The organism is Siphonobacter sp. BAB-5405 (assembly GCF_002872335.1).
Classification (GTDB): Bacteria; Bacteroidota; Bacteroidia; order Cytophagales; family Spirosomataceae; genus Siphonobacter.
In genome coordinates, this window is the sequence record NZ_NJAG01000044.1 from 165,047 (window position 1) to 190,989 (window position 25,943).

Below are 25,943 nucleotides of genomic sequence, written 5' to 3' on the forward strand. Positions count from 1 at the left end.
CATAAGCTTTCATTCAAATGAACAATAATGGTCCGTTTGAGATGGATTCGTTAAAATTTCGAATAGCTGTTCTATCCAATTCATGCCCCTAACGCTTTGGGTAAGCAATTGCAGCGTGTCGATATAGCTGGAAACAGTTTACAGTTTTTATGCAACACTGATGCAAATACAACGAATCCTGTGTTTATTTGCAACACTATTGCAATTGAGACCGGATCACTCGCCCCATGCACCTTCATTATATCAAACTCATTGCCCGCCAGGAATGGAATGCCATTTTTCGGGGCCGGAATACGCGGATACTGTATTTTTCACTACTGGCCGTTTCGCTACTGGCAATGATTACCGGCTGGCAGTACGTTGGCAAGTTTAACCGACAGCAAGCGACTGCCCATCAGCAAGTTTATGACCAGTGGATGAGCCAGCCCGATCGACACCCCCACCGGGTGGCCCATTATGGCTATCTGGTTTTTCGCGAAAAATCGCCCCTTAGCTTTTTTGATTTTGGCCTCGACAGTTACGTCGGCAACGCCGTATTTCTGGAAGCACACCGTCAAAATACAATCAACCTGAGTGAGGCCAGTTTTTCGAATGGTATGTTACGATTTGGCGAATTAAGTATGGCTTTGGTTCTACAGTTACTGGTGCCGCTACTCATTATTTTTATCGGCTTTCCAACGATTGCGGGCCTGAAACAAAACGGTGTGTTAAAAATTCTGCTTTGCCAGCGTGCCTCTTACTTTGACCTTTTGGTTGGCAAAACGGCGGGGCTAACCGCTGCGATCTGGATTTTATTCTTACCGCTCATCCTGATAAGCCTTTTCGTCGGATCTTTTTTCCTTTCGGGTAAAATAGGTGTAGACAACACATTACGTATATTGATAATCGTTTCTTCTTACGCAGTCTATTTCCTGAGTATTGTTCTACTCGTCGTAGGCGTATCGGCGGTGAGCAGGTCGGCCAAGCAGGCACTCATGGCACTGGTTTTTGGCTGGATTTTATTCATTATAATCATTCCTAAAAGTGCCCAGACCCTGGGTAGCCGTCTTTACGAGGCCCCCAACAAGATTGCCTTTGAACAGGCCATCGAAGCAGAGATGAGTCAGCAAGGCGACAGTCATAACCCCAACGATCCGCATTTTGCCCAATTAAAAGCAGACCTGTTGAAAAAGTATGGCGTCGATTCTGTTCAGGCCCTGCCGTTAAATTACGGGGCATTCGTCATGAAGGAAAGCGAAACCATTACGTCTACCTTATTCAATAAACATTTTGACCGCCTGATCGGTACTTACCGATCGCAGAATGCCGTATCCACGGCTTTCGGTTTCGCGGATCCTTTCCTGGCCATCCGTAACCTTTCGATGAATCTTTCCGGTACTGATTTCGACTCCTTTACCGCTTTTCAGCAGCAAACCGAACGCTACCGTTACGAAAAATCACAACGCCTTAATGAGATTCATTTAACGCAAATCCAGTATAGGAACGATAGTCAGCAAAAGGTCGGTGCGGATCATTGGCAGCGTATGCCTGATTTCACCTTCCAGCCGCTTTCGATCGCGGCGAACCTGTCGGCGGCGGGTATTAGTCTGGCTGCACTGGTTTGCTGGGTACTGGCGGGCTTCGGTGCCTTATACTACATTTCCACCAAACGCCATTTTCAGTTATGAAACGTTACCGAAGTGTATTGCTCCTGGAACTACGGAATTTTTTACGGAGTAAAACGGTACAAATGGGAACGATTGGCGTGCTGGCTTTCGCCTTTTACAGCTTTCTGCACGCGAATCAGGTGATTGATCAGCAGGAGCAAACCATCACCTCCGTACCTTCCGTGCAAAAAAACCACTTGCAGCAGGTCGTTACGCATGGTACGGGAAAAGTCGCAGGGACTACGGCGTACTATCCGTTTTTTTATACCGTCAACCCACCTGCCCCCTGGGCTCGGTTTGCCCTGGGTCAACGTGATATTTATCCGTATACGCTAAAAGTAAAAATGCTTGCTATTGAAGGGCAACTTTATGATTCAGAACTAACCAATCCGCTTACCCTCCTGGCAGGAAACCTGGATGCTGCTTTCGTGTTTCTGTTCCTGCTTCCCCTGCTCATCATCGCTTTAACCTACAATGTCATTTCCGAGGAGCAGGAAACGGGCGTCTGGAACATCCTGCACACCTCAACTACCCATGTAGGGCAAACTGTTGCCGGGAAACTACTGGTGCGGCTGGGGGTACTGCTGTTGCTCACCTTCGCCGTGTTTACGGCGGCTTGCCTTTCGCTGCAACTTCCCTTCACCGGGCCCACTTTTCAGCTACTGCTCGTGGTATTGATTTACGTCCTGTTTTGGTTCACCATGGCAGCCCTGATCGTTTCCTTCGGCAAACGCTCTTCCTTCAATGCCACTGCGTTGATTTGCGTCTGGATCTTTCTGACAATCCTTCTGCCCGGCATCGCCACTATCGTTGTTAGCAGTAGCGTTCCCGTTCCCGAGGCAAGCGAAACGGCAATTCGTCAACGGGAAGGCTATCATGCCAAATGGGACCAGCCCAAGAAGGCCACCATGGAAAAGTTCTATGCGGTCTACCCTCAGTATCGCCACTACCCGATCCCTGACCATACCTTTTCTCCCGGCTGGTACTATGCCATGCAGTTCTCGGGTGATCTGGATTCGAAACACGCATCGGAACAACTTTTCGAGAAATTAAGCCAAAGACAAAGCCTGTCCGAAACCATGAGCTGGTTTAACCCGGTTATCGCGGCCCAGCAAGCCTTAAATAAAGTAGCCAATACTGATCTGGAAAGTCACGTACGCTATCTGCAATCGGTGAAAGCCCATCACCGCCAGATTCGGGAATATTTCTATCCGCATATTTTCGAAGACACCCCTACCGAACACCTGGATTGGGCTGGTTATCCACCTTATCAACCCGTCGGTTATGTGAGCGAATTTCCTGCTGCCGGAATCCTGGCGATCCTGGGGTGGTCTTTCGCTTGTCTGGCACTGGCCTTCGTTTTGTTTAAAAGAAATTTCCTGACCATTAAAAACTTATCCCATGATTGAAGCGAAAAACCTCACCAAACGATACGGGAACCATACTGCGGTCAACCAACTGGATTTACTCATTCAGCCGGGTGAGGTTTTTGCATTACTCGGCCAGAATGGAGCCGGAAAAACGACGACCATCAACCTTTTTTTAGGCTTTACTGAACCCAGCGAAGGGGTTGCCCTTATCAATGGCCTCTCCGTGGCTGACCAGCCGCAGGAAATTAAACGCTATCTGGCCTACATTCCCGAAACGGTCATGCTTTACCCCAACCTGACCGGTATCGAAAATCTGGCGTATTTTTCTTCTCTGGCGGATTTCGCGTATACCCCGGAAGAGCTGGGTTCTCTGCTTTCAGCGACCGGATTGCAAACCCAGGCTTTCAACCAGCGGCTTTCTGCCTACTCCAAAGGCATGCGGCAAAAGGTAGGCATTGCCATCGCCGTAGCCAAGAAAGCGAAAGCACTCCTCCTCGATGAGCCGACCAGTGGACTGGACCCGAAGGCTTCCAGTGAATTTTCGGAAATCATACAAACACGGGCCGCCAACGGTACTGCCATTTTAATGACCACGCATGACATTTTTCGTGCCAAAGAAGTAGCCAGCCGCATTGGCATCATGAAAGAAGGCGTTCTTCAATCCATCCTTGATGCCGATACGATCTCAGCCAACGAGCTGGAAAGTCTTTACCTCAAAACAGTCTAATTACCCCTTGTATGATCCGATTTTTTACCCTTCTTTTTTTATTGACCACTTTACAAATCCAGGCTCAGCAAATCAGGGGCTCCGTTGCAGAGGCCGCTACGGGTTTCAGAATTTCGGGTGCGAGCATCAGGTTGCTGGGTTCGGGCAAAGGAACCGTTACCGATTCAGCCGGTTTCTTTACCCTGGCAGGCAAAGGAACGATACAGATTTCCGCGGTGGGCTACAAGACCGAGCGACGGGTCGCCGGAAATGATTTTCTTAGCATTGAATTACTACCGGAGGCCAGTCAGTTACAAACGGTCGAAGTGACGGGTCGCCTGGCCAGGGACTACAGCGGCGATTATTCCTTTTCTGCCACGCGGATTTCAACACCTAACAAGGCTATTCCGCAGGCCATCACCTCCCTTACCAAAGAATTGATTACCGATCGGCAGGCTTTTCAATTGGGAGACGCCGTTAAGATCGCCAGCGGCGTGATTCCTTCCAGCTACTACAACCAGTACACCATTCGGGGAATCAGCCAGAACGAGGAAGGTCAGATCATCAATGGCATGCGTACGCGGCAATACTATTTTTTGCAACCACTGACGGCCAATATTGAACGGGTAGAAGTGATCAAAGGGCCAGCCAGTGCAACTTTCTCTTCCGTCGATCCGGGTGGAAGTATCAATATGGTGACGAAAAAACCCCTGGCTGTACAACGCAGGGAAGTCACACTGGGCGGCGGAAGTTTCAGTACCTTTCGCGGTACGCTGGATTTCACGGGTCCGCTGAACGAATCGAAAACAGTGCTTTATCGCCTGAACGCAGCCTATCAGCAGGCCCGTTCTTTCCGTGACCTGGTGAATAGCAAATCACTCCTTCTTTCCCCCTCTTTGAGCTATATTCCGAACCAAAAAACGGCGTTGAATGCGGAGCTGATCTACAGTGATATGAACGGTACGCTTGACCGTGGCCAACCCATTTTTGGTGCAGTTGCCGGTCAGACGCGGCTCAACAGTACCTCCACCCGACTCAATCTGGGGGCACCGAATGACTACTTCCGGTCCAGGGAATTGATTTTGATGGGAAGTCTGTCGCATAAGTTTAGTTCGAAGATTGGTTTCAACGCCGCGTACATGAAGCAGTCCTGGACGGAGGATTTGCGTGAACACCGTACCACAAACGCTTTCGCCCCTACTATCAAAAACGAACCCGTAACCAGTCTGGCTGCCATGCAGTTTGTGCAACGCCAGCAATACTGGAACACCGACAATCTGAATGCTTACCTGAACTTTGATTTTAATACGGGCAAGATTGGGCACAAGCTTCTGCTGGGCTATGATCTGACCAGCTGGAGCAAGCTCAAAGGCGGGGGACAAAATGCAGCCCGGGGTTTTCTGCTGAAAGACGGTACCGTAGCTAGTTCGTTTGTGCTGGCCAATGCCGCCAACTACCAGACCATTACCGCCAACSGCGTGGTATTACCCAAGCCAAATGTGAACTATTTCGATCTCCAAAACCCTCAGTATACCCTTCGCAATGTGGAAGATTACACCATGAATGTCAGAACGGCATTGCCGGCGGCCCTGACTACGACCCATGCCATTTACCTCCAGGAACAACTTCAACTGGGAAAAATGCTGGTACTGCTCGGGCTTCGTAACGACTGGTTTGAGGATATTACGAACTACCAAACGCCAAATGCGAGTACGGTCAAAAAAACGGCCCTGCTTCCCCGGATCGGACTGACCTATACGGTCAGTCCGGCAATCAACGTGTACGGCACTTATCTGGAAGGGTTTCAGCCGCAATCCAACACCGTGAGTCTGATGCCGCAAACGGGCAATTTACCCGCTGGCAGTACGTTTGACCCCTTGCGAAGCAATCTGAAAGAAGTGGGCGTTAAGTCTTCGTTTTTCCAGAACCGTATGCACATGAATGTGGCCCTGTATGAAATCATTCAGAAAAACATTCTCATGAACGCCAACGATCCGGTTAATCCAGACCGACTCGTTACCCGTGGAGCCGAACGCAGCCGAGGAATTGAGTGGGAACTGGCCGGCTACATTACGCCGGAATGGCAGGTGAATGCGTCGTACAGTTTTATCGATGCAGTGATTACCCGCGACCAGGATGAAAGCCTGATTGGTGCCCGTAAACAAAATACTCCCCGGCACAGTGCGAACCTGTGGACACGCTATAATTTCAGCAGTGCATCGGCGTTAAAAGATTTAGGGATTGGGCTGGGTGTACAGTATCAGGGCGATAAAGTGCCCTGGTTTACCAGAAGTTTCCTGATACCGGCCTTCACCGTTTTTGATGCTGCTTTCTACTACACGCCCGCGAAAAGCAATGTGCAACTGGCCCTGAACGTCAATAATGTGTTTGATCGAACGTATTGGCTTGGGGCTCAGAACTACCTTCGACTTTTCCCTGGTGCCCCCCGAAATGCTATGCTTACGCTAACCTTCCGCTTCTAATGCTTCAAGCGTGTCAGCAGAAATAGTAGGCATCCGTTCGTAAAATTTGGAAGGATGGGACGGGACAGGTGAAAAGCCTGATCGTCCCACTTTTATTTATGGTCATTAGGTTACAGCCCATTTTCGATAGAAGAACAATTGTATGCTATTTCGATGGACTAACGCTTCCTGGACAAATCCAATCATCAATCCTCTCGGTTTGTTTCCGGCCGCGAATGCTTCTCGTTTGAACCGTGAGAGGAACTACTAGTCTTGACACTTTTACGTACGACAGGTACGACACGTAAAACCTTTTTCGTAATTCTGTAACCTCAACCTATCCCTGAACTTCAGGCTCTAAAGCCATCTGCCGGTAAAACTGACAGGTCGATTTTGACGTTTCGCCCGTTTTAGGGTCCTGAGCAATAACGGCCTCCAGAAAGTTGCGATTCGCGTCGCCCCACTGGTTCATCGCATCAATAATGGGCATCAGCGACCAGCCCATTTCCGTAAGCGAGTATTCTACTTTAGGTGGCAGCTGCGGTAARTTTWCTTCTCTACCATTCCATGTCCTTCCAGTTCTTTGAGCTGGACGTTTAGTACCCGGCGGGTAGCTCCCGGTAACAGTCGCAGGATTTCGCTTGGACGCTTGATATTCAGCGAAATCGCATTCAGCAGGGCTGGCTTCCATTTGCCGTTTAGCACTTCCTTCGTTAAGTGCAGGCCACAATCTATGGTGAGGGGAATTTTTCTTTCGTACATGTGCTGATTTCTTTATTCAAAAATAGGCATTGCCGCTCGATTCCAGATACGGGATAAATTTATCCCTAGGCCATTCATTTCTCCCTTCTTGTACCGCGAGGCCATCTACCCGAGGTTTGCTAGAAAAAAGAATGAAAAAGACCGCACAACCTCTGTTGGAGGAATACCAGTTAGGCGATTTAACATTAAAAAACCGGGTCGTGATGGCATCGCTTACCCGAGGCCGTGCCACCAATGCAGGCCTGATCCCTACGCCATTGATGGCGGAATATTACGCTCAACGTGCTTCAGCTGGCTTAATTCTGAGTGAAGGTACCTGGGTCAATACTAAGTCTATTGGGTTTATTAACGTACCCGGCATCTACACGCAGGAACAGATCGAAGGCTGGAAAGGGGTCACGCAAGCCGTACACGACAAGGGCGGATTGATTTTCTCCCAGTTAGGGCACATTGGTTCGGCGTCCCACCCGGATTTCTTTGCTGGCGAATTGCCGGCCGGACCTTCCGCCATCAATCCCCAAACCCAATCGTTTACGCCTGAGGGCTTTAAAGACTCCCTGACGCCTCGCGAGCTGACCGTCACTGAGATTAAACAGACCATACAGCACTACAAGCAGGCCGCCCAACATGCGAAGCAGGCGGGGTTTGACGGCATTGAGATCCATGCCCAGGCCGGCATGTTGATTCCGCAATTTTTAAGTCAGGCCACCAATCAACGTACCGATGCCTACGGCGGCAGTATTGAAAACCGTACCCGCCTTGTGTTTGAGATCATAGATGCTATTCTGGAGGTGTGGGATAGCACGCGTGTAGCCATCAAATTTACTCCGGTCGCCCTAAGTCACGTAGGGATCATGACTCCCGATGAGGAAACCATTCCAACCTTCCAGTACCTGCTGAAAAGGCTGAGTACGTATGATTTGTCCTATCTGCACATCGTCGGGCCAGCGGAAGATTTAGCCGGTACCCCGGTAGCCGTATTACAGGAAAATTACTTCCATCATTTCCGGCAGAACTACAGCGGCAGACTGATGGTGAATCTGGGATTTACGCAGGAAAGCGGCAATGCCATCCTGAATGAAGGCACCGCCGACCTGGTATCCTTTGGCACCTTGTTTATTGCCAACCCTGATTTGGCAGAACGCTTTACGTATAATCTGCCTTTAGCGGAAAGTGACCGTGATACCTACTACACCGGGGGCGAAAAGGGCTATACCGATTATCCACGGGCAGTACCCGAATGAACGAACGGAAAGTATCCAGCCTGCTAGCCAGTACCTGAACCTCAATTCATTGATAGACAGCCAGATTCCGATTGATATACCTGTTTGCAGCCGGAGAAATTGATAGTCAGGTTTCACTAGTACCCTTCAAATAAAAATCCTGCAGTAGTAATCCGTAGTGTCGTTTCCCTGGGCAGCGTTCATCAACCCTATTGAGCAGGATAACGGGCATAATACGCCACGTCAGTCGATCCAGCCTGTGCGTCACTTTTGCATCCGCTGCCGTTTGACGCGACTCAGGGTATCTTTCGTAATCCCCAGGTAGGAAGCGATGAGGTGCTGAGGGAAACGCTCTGCTAGTTCAGGATACCAGTCGATAAATTCAGCGTACCGTTTTTCCGCCTGAGAGCTGATGGACGAAGTTAGCCTGCGTTGATTGGCAATGTTATTTCGCTCGTCAAGCTGACAGGTCATTTCATTGAATGCGGGCACCTTCTTTAGCAGTTCAAGAGCGGATTGCCGGGTGATTAAAAGCATTTGGGTGTCTTCCCAGGCATCGACGTTGTATACACTTGGCGTACCCTTCACCCAGCTTTCCCGATCACCCATCCACCAGTCTTCCACGCCCAGCTGGACGATATGCTCAATCCCTTTTTCATCAACGATATACTGTCGCATGGAGCCCTTTACGATAAACGCAAAATTCCGGCACGGCTCTCCTGCCTGTACTAAATACTGCCGCTTCCTTAGTCTGGATGGGATAAAGGCCTGATCAAGAAGGGCCTTTTCCTCGATTGAAAGCGGAGAAGTGCTAAACTGTTTTAAATACTCAAGAAATGCCTCTACCATACGAATCCCTGCGTATTTTCTAGTATCGATGAACGGTCATCATTGATTCCGACAAATATACGTAGCCATTTCGATTGGTAACCCCCTTTGACTGGCTCCAGCAGTTGAAGCGTGTACGAATCCATCGACATTTGTCTACCTTTTTTTTCGCTATATATCATCGTTTTGTTCGGATACCGCAGCACAACTTTGTTCGCAGTAAGCAGATCAAACAAGTTAGACGGACTATTCATTAGCTTAGGAATGTAGTCTGACCGGTTTTGTGAACTACGCTTTTATCGGATACAGAGAATCATCTTACGCACTTAAACCCATGGAAATAGGTATAGATAGTTTCGCTTCCGCTATGTACGGAAGCGAGGAGCTGAGCAGTCAGGTTGCTATGGAGCAACTGCTGGATAGAATCGTAGCGGCAGACCAGGCCGGACTTGCTATTTTCGGCATTGGTGAACACCACAAAAAGGAGTTTTTAGATTCTGTTCCCGCAGTAATCCTGGCGGCGGCGGCTTCCCGCACCCGGAATATCCGGTTGACCAGTGCCGTAACCGTCCTCAGTACCTCCGATCCGGTCCGGGTATTTCAAAGTTTTGCGACACTGGATATTATTTCAAAAGGTCGTGCGGAACTGGTGGTCGGCCGGGGTTCGGCGATCGAATCGTACCCTTTATTTGGATTTAACCTCGACGATTACGACGCTCTATTCCGGGAAAAGCTGGAGCTACTGCTGCAAATCCGTGGGAAAGAGTTTGTAACCTGGTCGGGCCAGTTCAGACCCGCATTACAAAATCAGCCGATCTATCCCCGTCCGGTTCAGGAAAAGATGCCCGTCTGGCTGGGTGCCGGGGGTACGCCGCAATCATTCGTGCGTGCGGGTCGGTTGGGACTTCCGCTAATGGTGGCCGTGATCGGTGGCCAGACCGAGCGTTTTCGGCCACTGATTGATTTGTACAGAAAATCGGGTCAGGAGGCGGGTTTCGCTCCCGAACAGCTTAAAGTCGGCCTTCATTCACCGGGCTACGTGGGTGAAGACGATGCGTCAGCCATCGCCGACTATTACCCGGGTTATGCGGAGTTATGGACGAAGTTAGGACGCGAACGGGGCTGGCCACCCGTGACGAGACGTACCTTCGACGCCCTGATCGAACCCAAAGGGGTACTCGTAGTCGGTGGACCTGAAACAGTCGCCCAAAAGCTGTTACGCCATAGCGAAGCCCTGGGAGGGGTTGATCGGTTTACCTTTCAGATGGATAATGCCGGCCTTACCCACCCGCAACTACTGCGGTCCATTGAGCTGATCGGAACGAAAGTTATTCCGCTGCTCAAACCAAACACCGGGAATTGAACACTTGGGATCAATCAATCAAGTAAAGCTTTTTTGCAGACCACATTCCTTATGAAAAAGAAAAGCAGTTTTTCTACGCAGGGTCAACGAGCGGACATTGGCGACCTGGCTATCTATCGAATCCTGCCTAACCGATACGCTGACGCCGTTGGGCCATTCGTTTTTCTGGATCACATCGTTCCAACGCTTCGGACAAAGGTTACGAAAGAAGGAACGGGTGCCCATCCGCACCGGGGCATTGCTACGCTGACGTATATCCTGAATGGAGAAGATGAGCATTTTGATAGTGCCGGAAACTACGCCAAGGTCCATTCCGGGGGTGTTCAGTGGATGAATGCCGGAAACGGTATTATCCACGATGAAACATTAAATTACGATTCTAAAACGGATTCAAAACTAGTCCACGCCTTCCAGTTCTGGATTAACCTGCCCGCAGCGATCAAAGCTCAACAACCCGCGTACCTGGCCATTGAAGGCAATCAGGTTCCGGTTAAGACCTTTCCTGATGGATCGGGCTGGCTCAGGGTGGTTACGGGCTCCTATGAAGCATTGAATGCCGTGATTCCAACGTATTCAAAGCAGTTTCTTTACCATATCCAGCTGGAACCGGGGGCTGGCTTTACGCTGGATGTTGCCGATCAACTGGAAGTAGCGGCCTATTTACCAACGCAGTCCGCAACGATAAACGATGAAACCTTCGAAGCCGGAGACTTCATAGAATTTGACAGAGCGGCGGGAACCCTTGAAATACGCAATGCAAATGCGGAAGCGTCTGATTATCTGCTGTTCGGTGGAGAAACGTATCAGGAGCCCATTGCCGCAGAGGGCCCTTTCGTCATGAACTCGAAGCTCGACATTGCTAACGCATACCGGGATTTCTATAATGGTGATTACGGAACGATCGATTACGAAAAACAAAGGTCGAAAGTAGAGTAACGAGGTCTAGCAGCAGGCTATTGGTTTGTCACGCTTGTTGCCTCATACCGGATTGATTATTAGTTTGTTTACCAGGAAATCTTCCGTAGAGTGGTCCCTATTTTTTCTGTACACTTGCGAGCAATTCGTGCGGATAACCTTTGGCTACCCTACTCACCTGATCCAGTCGGGAAAGCTGGTCAGGTGAGAGGGATAAGCCGATTGCCTGAAAACTGGTTTGGAGCTGAGCCAGGGTTCTGGCTCCAATGATAGGAAACAGGCCCTGACGCAGAGTCCAGGCTAAGGCTACTGGTCCGGGAGTCGTACCCAGTTCGAGAGCGATGTGTTCAAGTATATCAAGAATCGATGTGGTGGCTTCATCTTCCTGGTAAGAAGTCAAATTACTAAGCCTACCCGAGTCACCCCGGCGGTATTTCGCAGTCAGTAACCCTCCAGCTAAAGGAGAATACCCCATTATGGCCAGCCCCATGTGTTCAGCCATCGGTTTTAATTCACGGTCAGCCGCTCGCTGAGCCAGGTTATATTCGAACTGGATAGCAGCCAGGGGAATAGATGAAGCAATAAGGGCCGCTTTCCAGGCCGGGAAATTGGCCAGACCCGTGTAAATGATCTTACCCGCTTTGACGAGGTCCTCCAGACCGCGAGCGATTTCTTCCAGTGGGGTATGTCCATCATCAAAGTGCGGCATATACAGATCAATGTAATCCGTCTTTAATCGTTTTAAACTGGCGTCTACGGCCTGTCGCATCGCTTTTCGGTGGTTACCTACGTTTGCTACCGGGGCATTCACCTGACTGCTGAGCGTATACTTCGTACACAGGATAAAATCAGGTCGTTTATCCTGGATAAATTCGCCGACAATCGTTTCGGCTTGCCCAAATTGATAAAGATCTGATACGTCAATGAAGTTTCCGCCCCCTTCCGCATAAGCAGCAAGGATGGTCAGGGCTTCCGCTACGGATGTACCCTGTCCCCGTCGATTACCCAGTTGGGAGCCGCCCATAATGAGCTGACTGGCGGGTAATCCCGTCTGTGTTCCAAATAGTTTGTAGTTCATTCGACAAAGGACCGATCCTGAACAGTCATAATCAAGTAGGGCTAAATTCAGCCGTATCACATTTTTTTATCTTTGTAAAATGTATGAGCGAAAATTACCGGTAGAAGTAGAATGCGGTCTTCATCTGTTCATGGAAGTCCTGAACGGAAAATGGAAGATTAAACTCATCTGGTGCATTCATTTGGGGATTAACCGCCCGGGTGAATTACAGCGTCAAATGCCTAAAGCCTCCAGGCGATTGTTGGATACTCACTTAGCTCAATTGGTAGAGCACGGCATCCTGAGCAAGATCACCTACGACCAAAAGCCTTTTAAAGTAGAGTACACCCTTACGGCTCTAGGTGAGACTTTAATACCCGTGATTGAATCAACGGCGAAATGGGGTGAAACGCATCGGGAAGTACTGGAACCGTTAGTTGGCCCTGGCAACAAGGCAGACCAGTAGGGGTCTGAACTATTGAGTAAGTGTTCCTGCGATACAAATCCAATACAGCAAACGCCTTTAGGTATGCTTCCTGGATCCGTATGTTTTCCTGTTGGCATTTTGATTGTCCTCAACGGACAAAGTTCAACTGATCAGGCGTAAGTATGATTTGATCCGTCAACCTTCGGTGAGCCTCGGATTCGGACGCGTTTCTGAACGCAGCAGCAAAAGCCTGTAGATTCGGTTCGTTCTGAGGCAGAAAGGAAGCGGCATTATTTCGGGCATTGGTTTGAAATTTCCTGGCGATGGGCTGCATCACTGCATTGTAATTTGAAAGTGCTCGTGGGAGATCCTGAGGTGATTCGGCCATGAAATGAGCCAACGCCTTGGCCCCGTAAATCGATAAGGAGGCTCCCATTCCGGATAAGGCTGTGGGGCAGTAACCCGCATCGCCCAGCAAAAGGATTCTTCCCTGAACCAGATTGGGGGCATGAACCATCCCCATTTTATCCGCGAAGACTAGTCCGCTGGCCAGCAACTCAGCCATCAGTTCCCGTACTTCTGCCGAATAATTTTGGAACGTTTGCTGTAAAAGTGGCCCGGCGTGTTGCCGTAGACTGGAAACCTCTTCCGTCTGATGAATGTAGCATTGAATGGCCAGTTCATTCGTACGGATCGGATAAATGGAAAGCATTTTGTGAACGTCAATGTAGGTTTTAAAGGAACCGACCTGATATGAATGGTTTTTCTTTAACCGACCTCCTACATAAAACACGTTGAAGTCTTCCAGTTGGCTGTCTTCGAAACATTTCTCGCGAGTGGTAGATCGTAAACCCTCCGAGATGATGAGCACATCGGCTTCCAGTGTCTCCTTCGTCGTTAGGGTAATCTTGACTTGATGGGCATCCTGCTCTACGAAGTCAATGCAGGAATTCATCCGTATCTGCACCTGATCCTTTACGGCCTCGTGAATTTGCCGGTGAAGGTCGCCCCGGGTGAGTGTGATGGAGGGTTCCATGCCTTCCCCCATTTTCTGGTAACTAATCCGCCGAATACGATTTCCCTGGCCATCCACAAAGTCCATGAAGTCCGAGGGAGTTGCAGCCTGGCGTAAGAACCCAGCCAGGTTCAGCTCCTCCATAATCTTCACCCCAAAGTTTTTGAGGGATAGTAAGTACCCCGCATTCGTAAACGCCTGGGCCCGGTCCAGAATGGTTACTTCGTGGCCTTGTTTGTGAAGGAAAAGGGCAGCCGTGAGCCCGGCGATACCTCCCCCTGAAATAATGATTCGCTTTTGCATGATGCTACGTCTTTTATTAATGGACTTGGCAAAAGTATGACTAGGTTTACGATCAAAATAGCGGCAAAACGAATATAAATAGTCCAAAAACATGTCCTCTTTCAACGATAGCCAATCCATGCTTGAACTGGCAGATACATTAGGGGTATCCGTTTCTGACCAGTTGAGTGAGCTTACTTCCCTGGAGTTTCAGGAAATGAAAGTCATTGATTTTCTGCCCGAAATGATGATCATGATCCGTTCACTGATCTCGAAGGAGGGATTTACCTATCAGAGAAAGCCGATCACCGTCATTGAAAAGGGACTGTTGATATCCTTTCAGAATATGTTTAAGGAGAGAAAGGAAGCAACAGCAGAGACGAGCCAGCCATTACCTGAGGAAAGGCCACACGTACGCATAACGCCTTCGCGTATGGCGAGTGAAGTAAACTTCCCCAAACGGTCGCACATCCGGCAGATTACGATCCTGGTCGAGATGCGTTACTTGCAACAGTTCCTTGGCAGGGATCAGTCCAAATTCAGCCCGCTCTTCGAAGCAGAGAATACGTTCTGGATTGAAGAATTCATGTCCCCCGAGATTGCCGTACTGGTCAATGAAATCGTTACGGCTGCTCCCGAAGGAACCCTGCTGGACGCGTATTACCGACTGAAATCGTTGAACTTACTGTATCATCTGTTTAAAAATCTGGCGTATCGGCAGGCAAGGCCTTATTGCTCAATGAGTACGGCGGAGATGGAGGCCATTTACCGGGTGAGGAATGCGATGAGTACTTCGCTGGATCAGGCCCTGACCATTGCCGAATTAGTAAAGTTGAGTGGCATGAATGAATTGAAATTACGTAAACTTTTCAAGCAGGTATTTGGCAAAGGCTTGTATGATTATTTCCAGCACTTGCGGATGCAGGAGGCAGCCCGCCTGTTGAAAGAAGAACGGCTTTCGGTATCGGAGGCGGGCTACCGGCTTGGGTTTACCAACCTCAGCCATTTCGGCCGATTATTCGAAGCCTGTATGGGGATGAAGCCTAAGAAATGGAACACCCAAAACCAACAGGGCTAGCCTTCATCCGTTTTGATGGGCCCGTTAGGGTTGTATAGAAATCGTAATCGGTACACGCTACTCGTGTGGAATCTGGCCTCAGAGATGGCTGCTCCACTTCGCTCCCAAGCTTTTGCTTGGAAATAGCCGCCCGCCGCCTTTCTTTGCTTTCCTAATTTGATATGCTATGACTCCGAATTTAGATAAAGAAAAACAACTCGCCGCCGAACAGGCCGTTCAGTACATTCAGAATGATCAGATCGTAGGTTTAGGAACGGGCTCCTCAGCGGTACACGCCGTGCAGGCCATTGGTCGGCTGGTACAGGAAGGGCTACGGATTCAGGGCGTTCCGACGTCGATTCGTACGAAGGAACTGGCAGAGTCGCTGGGCATCCCCTTACTGGACATCAACGAAGTGGAAGCCATCGACTTGACCATCGACGGAGCCGATGAATTCACTACGGATCTCATGTTGATTAAAGGGGGTGGCGGAGCCCTGTTACGCGAGAAAATCGTTGCCTCGCTCACGCGTCGCCAGATCATTATTACGGACTCTTCAAAGAAAGTAGAAAAACTGGGGAAGTTTAAACTTCCCATTGAAGTCATTCCTTTCGCTTCGCATTACGTGATGAACCAGCTGAACCAGCGGGGCGGTAAGGGCGTAATTCGACCGTCAGGCGATAAACCTTTTCTAACCGATCAGGGCAATTACATCGTGGATACGGATTTTGGCTTGATTGAGGATCCCGCTGCTCTGGCCCATGAACTCAAAACGATTGAAGGACTCGTCGGTCATGGTCTGTTTATTAACCTGACTCATGAAGTCATCATGGGTATGGGTGATACCACGCAAAGCTTCCGCTGAGCATTCCGCGTTTTCTTGTCCTAGTTCAATGTTTTGGGGGTACCGCTCGCTCTACCTTTGATCCATCAAACAACCAGCACATGGAAGCATCAATCAAAGGTTTGCATCATATCACGGCCATCGCTGGCGACGCTCAACGCAATTACGACTTTTATACGCGTGCCTTGGGTTTACGGCTGGTAAAGAAAACGGTCAATTTCGACGATCCGGAGACCTATCACTTTTACTACGGCGACGAACAGGGTACGCCCGGTAGCATTTTGACGTTTTTCCCCTGGGGTACCAAAGTCCCCCGCGGACGTAGGGGAGCCGGTCAGGTAACGGAGATCGCTTATTCCGTACCCGAAGGCAGTCTGGACTTCTGGCAAAAACGTTTTGAAAAACTACAGGTTACGCAAAGTCCGATTGCCGAAAAATTTGGCGAATCGTACCTGACGGTTCTGGACCCAGATGGCTTGAAACTGGAACTGACCGTCGCTAAAACGCCCGATCTGCGGACGCCCTGGGAAACCTCTGAGGTGACGGCAGATTACGCCACGCGGGGCTTTCACGCGATCACCATTACAACGGCAAATCGTCAGGCTACGGCCAAAATTCTGACGGAGCTCTTCGGGTACCAGTTACTCGAGCAAGAACAGAATCGGTACCGCTTTGTAACGGCGGCTGTACCCAACGCAGCGATTGTGGACTTGCTGGAAATTCCCGGCGAAAAATCCGGCTATACGGCGGGTGGTTCGGTCCATCACGTGGCCTTCCGGGTTAGCAACGAGGAGATTCTGATGGCATTCCGGAAGAAAATTATCGAGGCGGGTCATCAGATTACGGAGAAAATTGACCGTAATTATTTTTACTCGTTATACTTCTGTGAACCGGGTGGTGTACTATTTGAGCTGGCCACCGACAATCCGGGCTTCGCTACCGACGAAACCGTGGCTGAACTGGGTACAGGTTTGAAACTGCCCGCTCAATACGAGCCTTTCCGTTCTGAACTTGAACACGTACTTCCTCAATTACACTAAGCCATGTATATGCATCAAAAACAAGTTTTCACCAGCGGCACGCCCATCCAGGAAGCCCAAAAAGCAATCATCATGATTCACGGTCGGGGTGGTTCGGCGGAAGATATTGCTTCCCTCAGTCGTCACCTCCACCTCGACGGGATGGCCATTTATGCTCCGCAAGCCACGCGGCATAGCTGGTATCCCTACAGTTTTCTGGCCCCGGTAGAAGAAAATCAACCCGCCCTAGATTCGGCACTGGATTCGATCGATCAGGTGGTTAATGATTTGGTTGAGGCGGGTATTACTACGGAAAACATCTACTTTCTGGGGTTTTCGCAGGGAGCCTGTCTGACGCTGGAATATACGGCCCGCCACGCCAAACGTTACGGCGGCATCATCGCACTAACGGGAGGCCTCATTGGCGAAACACTGGCAACGGATAACTATGAGGGTGATTTTGCCGGTACGCCGGTATTCATCTCCACGGGCAATCCCGACCCACACGTACCCGTTTCGCGGGTGGAAGAAAGCGTTTCGATTCTGGAAGATTTGAATGCCTCGGTTACCTCCCGTATTTATCCGGGCCGCATGCACACCATTTCACCCGATGAAATCAATTTAGTCAATCAACACATTCTCTAATACCTACGACGATGGACTTTTCCAGCATTCCGCTCCACAATAATGTCCCCATTCACAATTATGAAATGGTGATCAACGGGCATCGGGCTTTCATCGATTACCTCGAAAAAGGGAGTAAGATTTACTTGATTCACACGGAAGTCCCCAGCGAATTGGAGGGCATGGGCGTAGCATCGGCTCTGGTAACCCGGGTGCTGGAAGACATTGAGTCACGGGGATTAGCTTTGGTACCGCTGTGTCCGTACGTACAGGCGTATCTGAAGCGGCACCCCGACTGGAATCGTCTGGTTCAACCCAAATAACATGGAAACATTTCAGGTGACGAAGGTATACGCTGACGAACAGGGCGATACACATTTTGAAACGGTTCAGTACCCCCTCACGGATGCCGGACCGATTGGCTTTCTCTCGGAAAAACTGCCCGTACGGGACGTAATATTTCGGGAGGTAACCGCCGACTACGATTTCGATTTTCACACGGCTCCGCAGCGGCAATTCATCATTTTGCTCGATGGCAGGATTGAAATTGAAACTTCGCTGGGGGAAAAACGGATCTTTGAAGCGGGGGAAATTTTGCAGATGGAAGATCTTACGGGCAAGGGGCACCGCACCCGTAATCTATTGAATGCGAAGCGAAAATCCGTTTTCATTACGTTCTAAACCCGGGGCTTTACTCCGGGTTTTTCAGTTGGTAATTGAGATAATGCTCCTTGTTACATCAGGAACCCTTAACCAAAAACGACCAACACCTTTTTACTTTACGGGAAAATCAATCCGTATTCAGGAATGGCCGATCTGCTCTACGAACGTATTAATACCAATGTCCGTAAATATTCTTCTTTTTCGGAAGAGGATCTTCAGTATTTCAACTCGCTGCTCCAGCACAGGACGGTTCCTAAAAAGCACTTTTTATTGCAGGAAGGAGAAGTATGTACGTTTGAAGCGTACCTGCTGAAAGGTTGCATTCGGACGTATCACATTGACCACGACGGCAATGAAGTAACGTTACAGTTTGCGATTGAAGACTGGTGGGTAAGCGATATCATTAGTTTCCACGAACAAAAACCCAGCCATTGGTACATTGAAACGCTGGAAGACTGCGAATTACTGATTCTCACACCCGACACCAAGGAGCAGTTGTTGCACCGCGTACCGGCTTTTGAGCGAATGTTCCGGCTGATGGTTCAGCGTAATCTTTCGCAATTACAGGAACGCTTTTTCCGAACCGTATCCTCCACAGCTGTCGATAAATACCTGGATTTTCTGAATCGCTATCCGGCCATTCCGCAGCGGGTAGCTCAGCATTACATTGCTTCGTACCTGGGTTTTACGCCGGAATTTTTGAGTAAAGTACGACGGAAGCTTTCAACACCGAGCCCTCCAAAATCGTGATTTTGAAGGGCTCGACTGTGTATCGACTGTATAGTCAAGTCAGGCTTTGTGAACGTCTACCATTTGAGCTTTCTGCTGGGCTTTCAGGGCCAGTTCGGTCGCTAAAAAGCAGTGTTCCTGGGGCATGGCCGTTTCGGTTCGGTTTAGCACATCATCGACGAGCAGGCGTCCATAAGGGAGATTTTCCTGGCTACAGTCCATGTACCGGGTTTCTTTCTGATTCACCAGAAACAGGTGATTGCCACCGTCGCGACCCGCAATGTCAATGTTTTTCCGGATTTCGATGTATCCTTCTGTACCCAGAATGGTTAGTCGTCCGTCTCCCCAACTCTTGAGTCCGTCGGGCGTAAACCAGTCCACCCGGATGTAACCCATCCCGCCATCCCCGCGTAACATCAGATCGCCGAAATCTTCGAATTTAGGGTACTGCGGATAATGCACATTGCCAACCTGAGAAGCAACGACTTCCGCTTTCTTTGAACCAGTAAAAAACAGAAACTGATCGCACTGGTGGGAACCAATGTCACAAATGATCCCGCCAAAGCGTTTCCGATCAAAAAACCAGTCGGGCCGGGACTGCGGGGTCATCCGGTGCGGTCCCAATCCGATGGTCTGAATGACCTGACCAATGGCTCCGGCTTTAACCAACTCTCCGGCTTTGACGGTGGCTTTATTTTCAAAGCGTTCACTAAACATGATCGAAAAAATGCGTCCCGTTTTTTTCTGTACCCGTCGAACGTCGGCCAGTTGATCCAGACTGGTAATTCCGGGTTTATCGACCATGTAATCTTTGCCGTGCTCCATGACGCGGATACCCAGCGGAGCCCGCTCATCCGGAATGATGGAACTGAGAATCAGTTTAATCGAAGCATCTTCGAGTACTTCTTTCTCACTACTCGCCTGTTTGGCTTTAGGATAACGCTTGGCAAACGTTGCGGCCAAATCGGGTTCTTTCGCGTAGAAAGAAACGAGTTCGCCCCCGCCCCGCGTCACGGCTTCGACCTGACCGTAAATGTGTCCGTGATTGATGCCAATGACCCCAAAGCGAATTCGGGCAGGCTCTTTCGGTGCGTGAATAGGTGGTATTGAGATGGTTGCCGCCTGACTTAGAAAGGGGACGCCCATTAAGCCCGCAGCCGTAGTGACGGAGTTCTTTAAAAAACTCCGGCGATTTTCATCGTTCATGGTTTGTAGAGGTCAGTATTCGTTATGATAGGAACAAGAGTCGAACGGATTTCAATCCGTTCTTACGCCGTACGCCGAGCCTACGGCTCTTACTCGCAATCCTAGCAAGCTTCTCAGAACCATAGGCTCGACCCATTCTTTAGGGTTGGGTTTTCACCCAATCCCCCTATAAACATGGTCACTTCCCTTTCTTGGCCAATTCCAGGGCCTGCGTCGTCGTGTAGTATTTGGAAATCATATTCGGTACTTCCCAGGCTGGCAATTTGCCTTCCTTCAGATATTTCAGGTAGTTTTCCGTGACGCGTCCAAAGTGAGCTTCGTGGCCTTCCTGATACTTTTTAGGAATGACCACCTCCCAGCCTGTCGAAATTTTCTTCAGCTCAATACCGGGATACGTTTGTTGTACCGTTTGTAAAGCCGTTTGCAGAGCTGCTTCGTAAGCAGCCGTCGTATCGCGTGGTTCGATGTACAGCGTTGGAACAAACTTCTGCTCAGCTCCCTGCCGAATCACCAGATTCGCTTTCGTACCCCGCATAATCGAATAGTGCGTATCGCCCCCGCCCTCGGGAGCCTTGTAAGCCCAGGTTACCGAAACCTTGGCGTGTACGCCCTTGAGCTGGTAGTTGATCTCGCCGTTGCTGTAGACTTTCAGTACACTATCCCGCGTGATGGCATTTTTCAGGTATGCCGGGAAATCAGCCTGTTTGGTAATCGTCTTAAACTGGCTACGGGTCATGTCCGTCGTCCAGCGGCGGGCGGACGTGAGTTTAATATCTTTCTGGTAATCAATGACCTGTTCCGGAAAACACTCCCACTGTACCAGATCAACCAGGTGCGTGGTCACATCCACAATCCCCTCGCCCTGCTGATTCACATCCATAAACCAGGCCGGACGCGTCAGTACATTGCCCGAAACGTATTTGTAGAAATGGTGAACACTTTCCTTCGTTACGGCAGGATTATCGGGCGTTCCTTTTTCCAGGGTTCCGAAAGCCGATTCGATTTTGGAAAATTCCCGTTGCAGAGCCGTACTGATTTCAAAACGCTCCGTCATGATGTCGTACAACAAAACGTTTTTCTGATCGGCCGTTGCAAAGCTGGCTTTCAGCCGATCAAAATCCTTGGCATTGATAATCATGGGTTTATCCGATAGTACGTTAAAGCCCGCTTCTACCGATCGCTGAATGTAATCCGCTTTTTTCTCGTTATTTCCGGCTAGTACTACGACGTTACCCGTTTTATCGGCCAGCATTTTCTCGAAATAATGCGTTCCCGTGTATACCACTTCGTTCCAGTGCGTTGGATTTTCCGCCCTTTTGTTATACCCTTCGATTTTTTCCAGGTGCAATTTCACGTCCGGTCCTTCGGGAGCGTAAACGTGCACGCGGGCATCCACGTCGGGATACATGCTTTTCTGGACCAGTGCTGCATGGAAATGGCCCGGATCGAGCGTAATCAGGTGAATCGCAGATTCTTTGGTCTTTTCAGTACAGCCCAGAAACGTGGCCATGATACTCAGGTAAGCAATCGTTTTGTAACGCCAATGCATAAGGTACAAATTAGGTAAAGGTTTAAACTTTTATCGCATACGGTGCCCGCTGCGGACGAAAAAGCAACTGATTGGCTTCCGCGTCATTTTTAAATTGTTCTTTTGCAGGGTCCCAGTATAACTTCCGGTTGAGTTTCATGGCCGCGTGGTGCAACAGACAGGCTGAGCACGAACGGTGACCAATTTCCGCCGGAGCTATTGGATCTTTCTTACTCACGATACTTTCCAGCCAGTTGCCGTGGTGTTCCTTACTCACGGGCAAGTGAATTTCGTTCGGACCGATTTCAGAAGTCAGCAGTTTCGGATCGCTGGCGTCCAGTGCTTTAGCGGCCTGTTGTTTGGCAATCGGGTCACTCGCCGTTACCGAGGCGTCACCCCGGGAAACGAATATCCAGCCTTCGGTCCCTTCAAACTTAATGCCGTTCGGCAATTCATTACTAACAATCATGTGAACGCCATTGGCGTAACGAGCCTCGGTCCGGAAGATACCGTGTACGTCCCATAAACCACTTTTCGGAAAATCGGCTTTCCCCCAGATTTCTACGGGACCCGTCAGTTCCGTATTCATCGCCCAATGCGAGCAGTCGATGTGGTGCGAGCCCCAACCCGTAATCATCCCCGCCCCAAACTGTTCACAGCGTAACCAGCCCGGCCGATCGTAGCCTACCAGCGGGTGTACGCGTTTTTCGGTGTAATATACTTCGGGCGTCGTACCCAGCCACATGTCGTAGTTGAGATTTTTTGGTACGGGCATTTGCGATTCCTCATCACCCGAAGGATCACCGGGCAATCCAACGTACACCGTTTTCAGTTCGCCAATGCGGCCATTGCGTACCAATTCGGCGGCATACCGAAACTGTCGGGAAGATCGCTGCTGACTGCCTACCTGCACGATTCGTCCCGAACGCTTCACGGCATCGGCCATCATCCGGCCTTCGGCGATGGTCAGCGAAGCCGGTTTCTGCATGTATACATCCTTGCCCGCCTGTACCGCCTGAATGACAATCGGAGCGTGCCAGTGATCGGGTGTACTGACCAATACAGCGTCAATATCCTTATTGTTGAGCAGTTCGCGGTAGTCGGTGTAGACGCGAACACCGTCGTAATCTTTACCCGTTTTCTTCGTGTAATACTGATTAACGAGCGTCTTGGCATCTTCGGCCCGGTTGCGGTCCAGGTCACACACGGCCGTAATCAGGGCCTGATCGTATTGCCAGACGCCCGGCATATCGTGACCCCGGGAGATACGACCCGTACCGATCGCTCCAATGGTGATGCGATTACTCGGGGCATTTTTTCCGAATACGGAAGCAGGAACGATGCTGGGAAAACCACCTACTATAGCAGCAGTGGCCAGCGTTGTTTTACCGGATAGCTCCAGAAATTCCCGGCGGGAATACGCTTGTTTGGGTTTCATACGAATAGAAGGATAGAGGTAGTCAGAATCAGCCCGTAAGCTTTCTCTTCTGTTAAAGATAAGACTTTTCCCAGAAGTGTTTTACCTTAATACAGAAAGAGGGTTTTTCTAAAAAACCGCTGACATGACCTGTTTGCACGATTCTATCTTTTTTATATCGATAATGCGGCATTCCTTACAAATCGGGAAACGCTGAAATTATTGGCTTCCCAACGTACTAAAAAGAAAAAGAGCACCTTGACGTCAGGGGCTCGTTTTCTTTTTAGACTTATACTTAATTGCGTTCGTTGTACACGCCAAACTCAGCAATGCTGGGCGGATTATTGTACCCATCGATACGCATCCGTACTTTCTCGCCATATACCGTAGGGAACCGGTGAATCTTCGCTTTCCCCGTCCGATTTTTCACCGTAAGTGGATGCCACTTGCCATTGTTCAAGTATTCCAGTTGATACGCAGTAATCTCATCCTGAGTTACATAGATGGAGATGAGATTGAACGGCTGTACGTTATCAAGGGTCACTTCGTACCAGGGATTTTTTACCGTTGGATTGGACCGCCAGGACGTCCGGAAGCTATCATCGTTCCCGAAATCGAAAATGTCCATGTCATTACTCCAGCTTCCATTGGCAGGACGTTTCTTCGCCAGATTCGAGGAAATAACCGGAGCATCGTACGTAGGCAGACTAGATGGAGTCGCTTTTTCTGTCCACAGTTCACCCATTCTTTGAAGGGCCGCCAAGGCATTGGGATCGATAAGACCCTCGCGGTTGGGAGCTACGTTGAGGATGAAATTACAGTAAGCTTTATTAAAAGGCACCAGATTGTCTTTCACCAGTACGGCCGGATCTTTCACGGGCTCATTAGGAAATTTCGTTTTCCAGAACCAGGCTCCATTAATCGGCAGACAGGATAATGCCGGCAGTCGGTTGGTTTCCTTGGAAATATGCTGGCCCGCCCCCTGCTCGTAGGACTTGATGTCCGTGTAATACAAGGCTTCCGCTGGATACTTGGCTGCGTTCAGATCCATCACCAGACAGTTCGGCTGAATGGATTTGATGTGGTAGTAAATTTCCTCGAAGGGAATTTCGTCGTACGAAATGCGTGACCACGGAGCATCCCAACCGTCAATGATCAGGCGGAAATTTCGCCGTAATTCGTCAATAGCTCCGTCAATTGATTTTTCACCATATCGATGTGCTGCCGGGTAATGTAACCGGGCCGCAGTTTATGATGCGTATCCAGAATGGAGTAATACAGCATGACTTTCAGTCCATTGGAGCGAAAGGCTTGCGTGTATTCTTTCACAACATCCCGCTTGAGTGGACTGTGCATGACGTTGTAGTCCGTAGTTTTCGTATCCCAGATACAGAAACCGCTGTGGTGTTTGGTCGTCAAAGCTCCGTAAGACATCCTGGCGGACTTGGCCGCTTTGGCCCACTGCTGACAATCCAGTTTAGTGGGGTTGAAAAGTGCGGGCGAAGCATCGGGATCGGCCCAGTCTTCATCCATAAACGTTGGAATGTTGAAGTGGATGAACATACCAAAGCGGAGATCCACAAAGTCCTTCTGAAGTTGAGTTAGATTTTTCTGTGCTTTGGTCAATACGGGCAAGCAGAGGAAGAAAGCCCACAGGCAAATTCGTTTCATGCAATAGAGGTAAAATGGTTTAGTATGGAACGACGTACATTCAGAGTGTATAGTAGAGGACCTGTTCTTACAACTCATTCCTTTATCTATTTTACAAAAGGCACTTTTCTACCAGTAAAAATCTCGTCTGAGATTTAGATACTCGTCCTGCAGGAAGGAAACGTTGACGTCTGGACAAATCTCAGCGGCTTGAAAACCACAAAATCGTTTATGGCATTTTTTAAACGGACGTTTGTAAAATGCCATAAGAGCTTTATTTTTGAGTAAAAACGGCGTTTTCTTCGATAAGCTTTACTTATAAGAGACGTGATTCGTTGTTGGTTGCTCAGTATTTAAACGGAATCCTGCCCATCGTTATGAAATATATCTGTTATTACCGGGTCTCCACGAAAAGTCAGGGACGAAGCGGATTGGGCTTGGGGGATCAGCGGGCCATTGTGGAACGGTACCTGCGGGAGTCGGATATGCTGGTAGAAGAATTTACGGAAATTGAATCGGGCCGAAAGAGCGAGCGGCCTCAGCTACAGGCCGCTATCCGGGCCTGTCACCAACACCACGCCAAATTGCTCATTGCTAAACTCGACCGTCTCAGTCGCAATGTGGCTTTTGTTATGACCCTGCGGGATTCGGGTATTGATTTTGTTGCCTGTGATTTACCCGATGCCAATACGCTAACCGTGGGAATGATGGTAACTTTTGCCCAGTACGAAGCTGAGCGAACATCCGAACGGACCCGGGCGGCTCTGGCCCAAAAAAAATCCCAGGGTTTTAACCTGGGAAAACCGGAAAACCTGAATGCTCTGGCTATCAAAAAAGGAGAACAGATTCGGCAGCAAAATGCCCGCCTTAATAAAGCTAATGTACAAGCTACGGAGCTGGCTCTTTTGTACCGAAACATGGGAATGACCTACGCCCAAATTGCCGACAAATTAAACCAGACGCATTACCAAACCCGACGACAAAAATCATTCGAAAGTAAAGCGGTTTATCGGTTGTTAAAACGCCGGAAGATAGATGTTTGAAATGTTTGAAATGTTTGAAATGTTTGAAATGTTTGAAATGTTTGAAATGTTTGAAATGTTTGAAATGTTTGAAATGTTTGAAATGTTTGAAATGTTWATTATTTTAT

25 protein-coding genes and 1 pseudogene are annotated in these 25,943 nt (G+C 49.3%); 16 read left to right on the plus strand and 10 right to left on the minus strand.

The window, feature by feature from the left end; genetic code table 11:
• The first annotated feature begins 227 nt into the window (after nt 1-227).
• Genes BWI97_RS22705 through BWI97_RS22720 form a run of 4 tightly spaced genes read left to right on the plus strand, consistent with a single transcriptional unit; the run spans nt 228 to nt 6,205 of the window.
• Complete coding sequence (locus BWI97_RS22705) at nt 228-1,667, plus strand: DUF3526 domain-containing protein (protein ID WP_102202928.1); 1,440 nt, start codon at nt 228-230, stop codon at nt 1,665-1,667.
• Nucleotides 1,664-3,055 carry a DUF3526 domain-containing protein gene (locus tag BWI97_RS22710; RefSeq protein WP_102202929.1) on the plus strand — a complete coding sequence of 464 codons (1,392 nt, stop codon included), beginning with the start codon at nt 1,664-1,666 and terminating at the stop codon, nt 3,053-3,055. Before BWI97_RS22705 ends, BWI97_RS22710 begins: the two co-directional genes overlap by 4 nt.
• Nucleotides 3,048-3,743, plus strand: a complete 696-nt coding sequence (locus tag BWI97_RS22715) for an ABC transporter ATP-binding protein (RefSeq protein WP_102202930.1) — start codon at nt 3,048-3,050, stop codon at nt 3,741-3,743. The genes BWI97_RS22710 and BWI97_RS22715 overlap by 8 nt, the downstream gene beginning before the upstream one ends.
• 41 nt (nt 3,744-3,784) lie before the next feature.
• Nucleotides 3,785-6,205 carry a TonB-dependent receptor gene (locus BWI97_RS22720; protein WP_233207967.1) on the plus strand — a complete coding sequence of 807 codons (2,421 nt, stop codon included), beginning with the start codon at nt 3,785-3,787 and terminating at the stop codon, nt 6,203-6,205.
• Nucleotides 6,206-6,521: 316 nt separating this feature from the next.
• Here the strand turns inward: BWI97_RS22720 and BWI97_RS28475 are convergent, their stop codons facing one another.
• Both BWI97_RS28475 and BWI97_RS28480 read right to left on the minus strand, forming a co-directional pair.
• Nucleotides 6,522-6,689, minus strand: coding sequence for a hypothetical protein (locus BWI97_RS28475; RefSeq protein WP_233207968.1), 168 nt, complete (start codon nt 6,687-6,689; stop codon nt 6,522-6,524).
• Nucleotides 6,690-6,946 (minus strand): annotated as a pseudogene (locus tag BWI97_RS28480) (winged helix-turn-helix transcriptional regulator); the annotation flags it as partial. It lies immediately after the preceding gene.
• Nucleotides 6,947-7,077: 131 nt separating this feature from the next.
• On the opposite strand from BWI97_RS28480, the gene BWI97_RS22730 reads away from it, so the two are divergent.
• A complete protein-coding gene (locus tag BWI97_RS22730) occupies nt 7,078-8,190 on the plus strand; it encodes an alkene reductase (protein ID WP_102202932.1) in 1,113 nt (370 codons plus the stop codon).
• A gap of 243 nt (nt 8,191-8,433) precedes the next feature.
• Here BWI97_RS22730 and BWI97_RS22735 read toward each other — a convergent pair whose 3' ends face one another.
• The gene (locus tag BWI97_RS22735; RefSeq protein WP_102202933.1) at nt 8,434-9,018 is read right to left on the minus strand and encodes a Crp/Fnr family transcriptional regulator; all 585 of its coding nucleotides are present in this window, start codon (nt 9,016-9,018) and stop codon (nt 8,434-8,436) included.
• 313 nt (nt 9,019-9,331) lie between these two features.
• Between BWI97_RS22735 and BWI97_RS22745 the strand changes: the two genes are divergently transcribed.
• Nucleotides 9,332-10,360 carry an LLM class flavin-dependent oxidoreductase gene (locus tag BWI97_RS22745; RefSeq protein WP_102202935.1) on the plus strand — a complete coding sequence of 343 codons (1,029 nt, stop codon included), beginning with the start codon at nt 9,332-9,334 and terminating at the stop codon, nt 10,358-10,360.
• 51 nt (nt 10,361-10,411) lie between these two features.
• Complete coding sequence (locus BWI97_RS22750) at nt 10,412-11,296, plus strand: pirin family protein (protein ID WP_102202936.1); 885 nt, start codon at nt 10,412-10,414, stop codon at nt 11,294-11,296.
• Nucleotides 11,297-11,393: 97 nt separating this feature from the next.
• Here the strand turns inward: BWI97_RS22750 and BWI97_RS22755 are convergent, their stop codons facing one another.
• Nucleotides 11,394-12,353: an aldo/keto reductase gene (locus BWI97_RS22755; protein ID WP_102202937.1), complete on the minus strand. Its 960-nt coding sequence runs from the start codon at nt 12,351-12,353 to the stop codon at nt 11,394-11,396.
• A 79-nt stretch (nt 12,354-12,432) separates the two neighbouring features.
• Here BWI97_RS22755 and BWI97_RS22760 point away from each other — a divergent pair, with 79 nt between their 5' ends.
• Nucleotides 12,433-12,798 carry a helix-turn-helix domain-containing protein gene (locus BWI97_RS22760; RefSeq protein WP_102202938.1) on the plus strand — a complete coding sequence of 122 codons (366 nt, stop codon included), beginning with the start codon at nt 12,433-12,435 and terminating at the stop codon, nt 12,796-12,798.
• A 109-nt stretch (nt 12,799-12,907) separates the two neighbouring features.
• On the opposite strand, the gene BWI97_RS22765 is transcribed toward BWI97_RS22760, so the two are convergent.
• On the minus strand, nt 12,908-14,077 hold the full coding sequence (locus BWI97_RS22765; RefSeq protein WP_158242820.1) for an NAD(P)/FAD-dependent oxidoreductase: 1,170 nt from the start codon (nt 14,075-14,077) through the stop codon (nt 12,908-12,910).
• Nucleotides 14,078-14,168: 91 nt separating this feature from the next.
• Here BWI97_RS22765 and BWI97_RS22770 point away from each other — a divergent pair, with 91 nt between their 5' ends.
• From BWI97_RS22770 to BWI97_RS22800, 7 genes are all read left to right on the plus strand, one after another.
• Complete coding sequence (locus BWI97_RS22770; RefSeq protein ID WP_094811680.1) at nt 14,169-15,134, plus strand: AraC family transcriptional regulator; 966 nt, start codon at nt 14,169-14,171, stop codon at nt 15,132-15,134.
• 166 nt (nt 15,135-15,300) lie between these two features.
• Entirely contained in the window at nt 15,301-15,978 is a 678-nt protein-coding gene (gene rpiA, locus BWI97_RS22775; protein WP_102202940.1) for a ribose-5-phosphate isomerase RpiA, read from the plus strand.
• An 80-nt stretch (nt 15,979-16,058) separates the two neighbouring features.
• Nucleotides 16,059-16,997 (plus strand): ring-cleaving dioxygenase, encoded by a 939-nt coding sequence (locus BWI97_RS22780; protein ID WP_102202941.1) that lies wholly within the window; start codon nt 16,059-16,061, stop codon nt 16,995-16,997.
• Between the two features lie 9 nt (nt 16,998-17,006).
• Nucleotides 17,007-17,621 (plus strand): alpha/beta hydrolase, encoded by a 615-nt coding sequence (locus tag BWI97_RS22785; protein WP_369826642.1) that lies wholly within the window; start codon nt 17,007-17,009, stop codon nt 17,619-17,621.
• An 11-nt stretch (nt 17,622-17,632) separates the two neighbouring features.
• A complete protein-coding gene (locus BWI97_RS22790) occupies nt 17,633-17,923 on the plus strand; it encodes a GNAT family N-acetyltransferase (RefSeq protein WP_102202943.1) in 291 nt (96 codons plus the stop codon).
• Nucleotide 17,924: 1 nt separating this feature from the next.
• Entirely contained in the window at nt 17,925-18,281 is a 357-nt protein-coding gene (locus BWI97_RS22795; protein ID WP_094811690.1) for a hypothetical protein, read from the plus strand.
• A 126-nt stretch (nt 18,282-18,407) separates the two neighbouring features.
• Nucleotides 18,408-19,013, plus strand: coding sequence for a Crp/Fnr family transcriptional regulator (locus BWI97_RS22800; RefSeq protein WP_102202944.1), 606 nt, complete (start codon nt 18,408-18,410; stop codon nt 19,011-19,013).
• A 39-nt stretch (nt 19,014-19,052) separates the two neighbouring features.
• On the opposite strand, the gene BWI97_RS22805 is transcribed toward BWI97_RS22800, so the two are convergent.
• The 5 genes from BWI97_RS22805 to BWI97_RS29000 form a co-directional block, all read right to left on the minus strand.
• Nucleotides 19,053-20,198, minus strand: a complete 1,146-nt coding sequence (locus BWI97_RS22805; protein WP_094811694.1) for a Gfo/Idh/MocA family protein — start codon at nt 20,196-20,198, stop codon at nt 19,053-19,055.
• Nucleotides 20,199-20,376: 178 nt separating this feature from the next.
• Complete coding sequence (locus BWI97_RS22810) at nt 20,377-21,747, minus strand: putative oxidoreductase C-terminal domain-containing protein (RefSeq protein WP_102202945.1); 1,371 nt, start codon at nt 21,745-21,747, stop codon at nt 20,377-20,379.
• Between the two features lie 22 nt (nt 21,748-21,769).
• The gene (locus BWI97_RS22815) at nt 21,770-23,164 is read right to left on the minus strand and encodes a Gfo/Idh/MocA family protein (protein WP_094811699.1); all 1,395 of its coding nucleotides are present in this window, start codon (nt 23,162-23,164) and stop codon (nt 21,770-21,772) included.
• Between the two features lie 274 nt (nt 23,165-23,438).
• Nucleotides 23,439-24,341 carry a discoidin domain-containing protein gene (locus tag BWI97_RS28995; protein ID WP_369826644.1) on the minus strand — a complete coding sequence of 301 codons (903 nt, stop codon included), beginning with the start codon at nt 24,339-24,341 and terminating at the stop codon, nt 23,439-23,441.
• Nucleotides 24,299-24,814, minus strand: a complete 516-nt coding sequence (locus BWI97_RS29000; protein ID WP_199182069.1) for an alpha-L-fucosidase — start codon at nt 24,812-24,814, stop codon at nt 24,299-24,301. Before BWI97_RS29000 ends, BWI97_RS28995 begins: the two co-directional genes overlap by 43 nt.
• 356 nt (nt 24,815-25,170) lie before the next feature.
• Between BWI97_RS29000 and BWI97_RS22825 the strand changes: the two genes are divergently transcribed.
• Complete coding sequence (locus BWI97_RS22825) at nt 25,171-25,836, plus strand: recombinase family protein (RefSeq protein WP_102202946.1); 666 nt, start codon at nt 25,171-25,173, stop codon at nt 25,834-25,836.
• Nucleotides 25,837-25,943 lie beyond the last annotated feature (107 nt).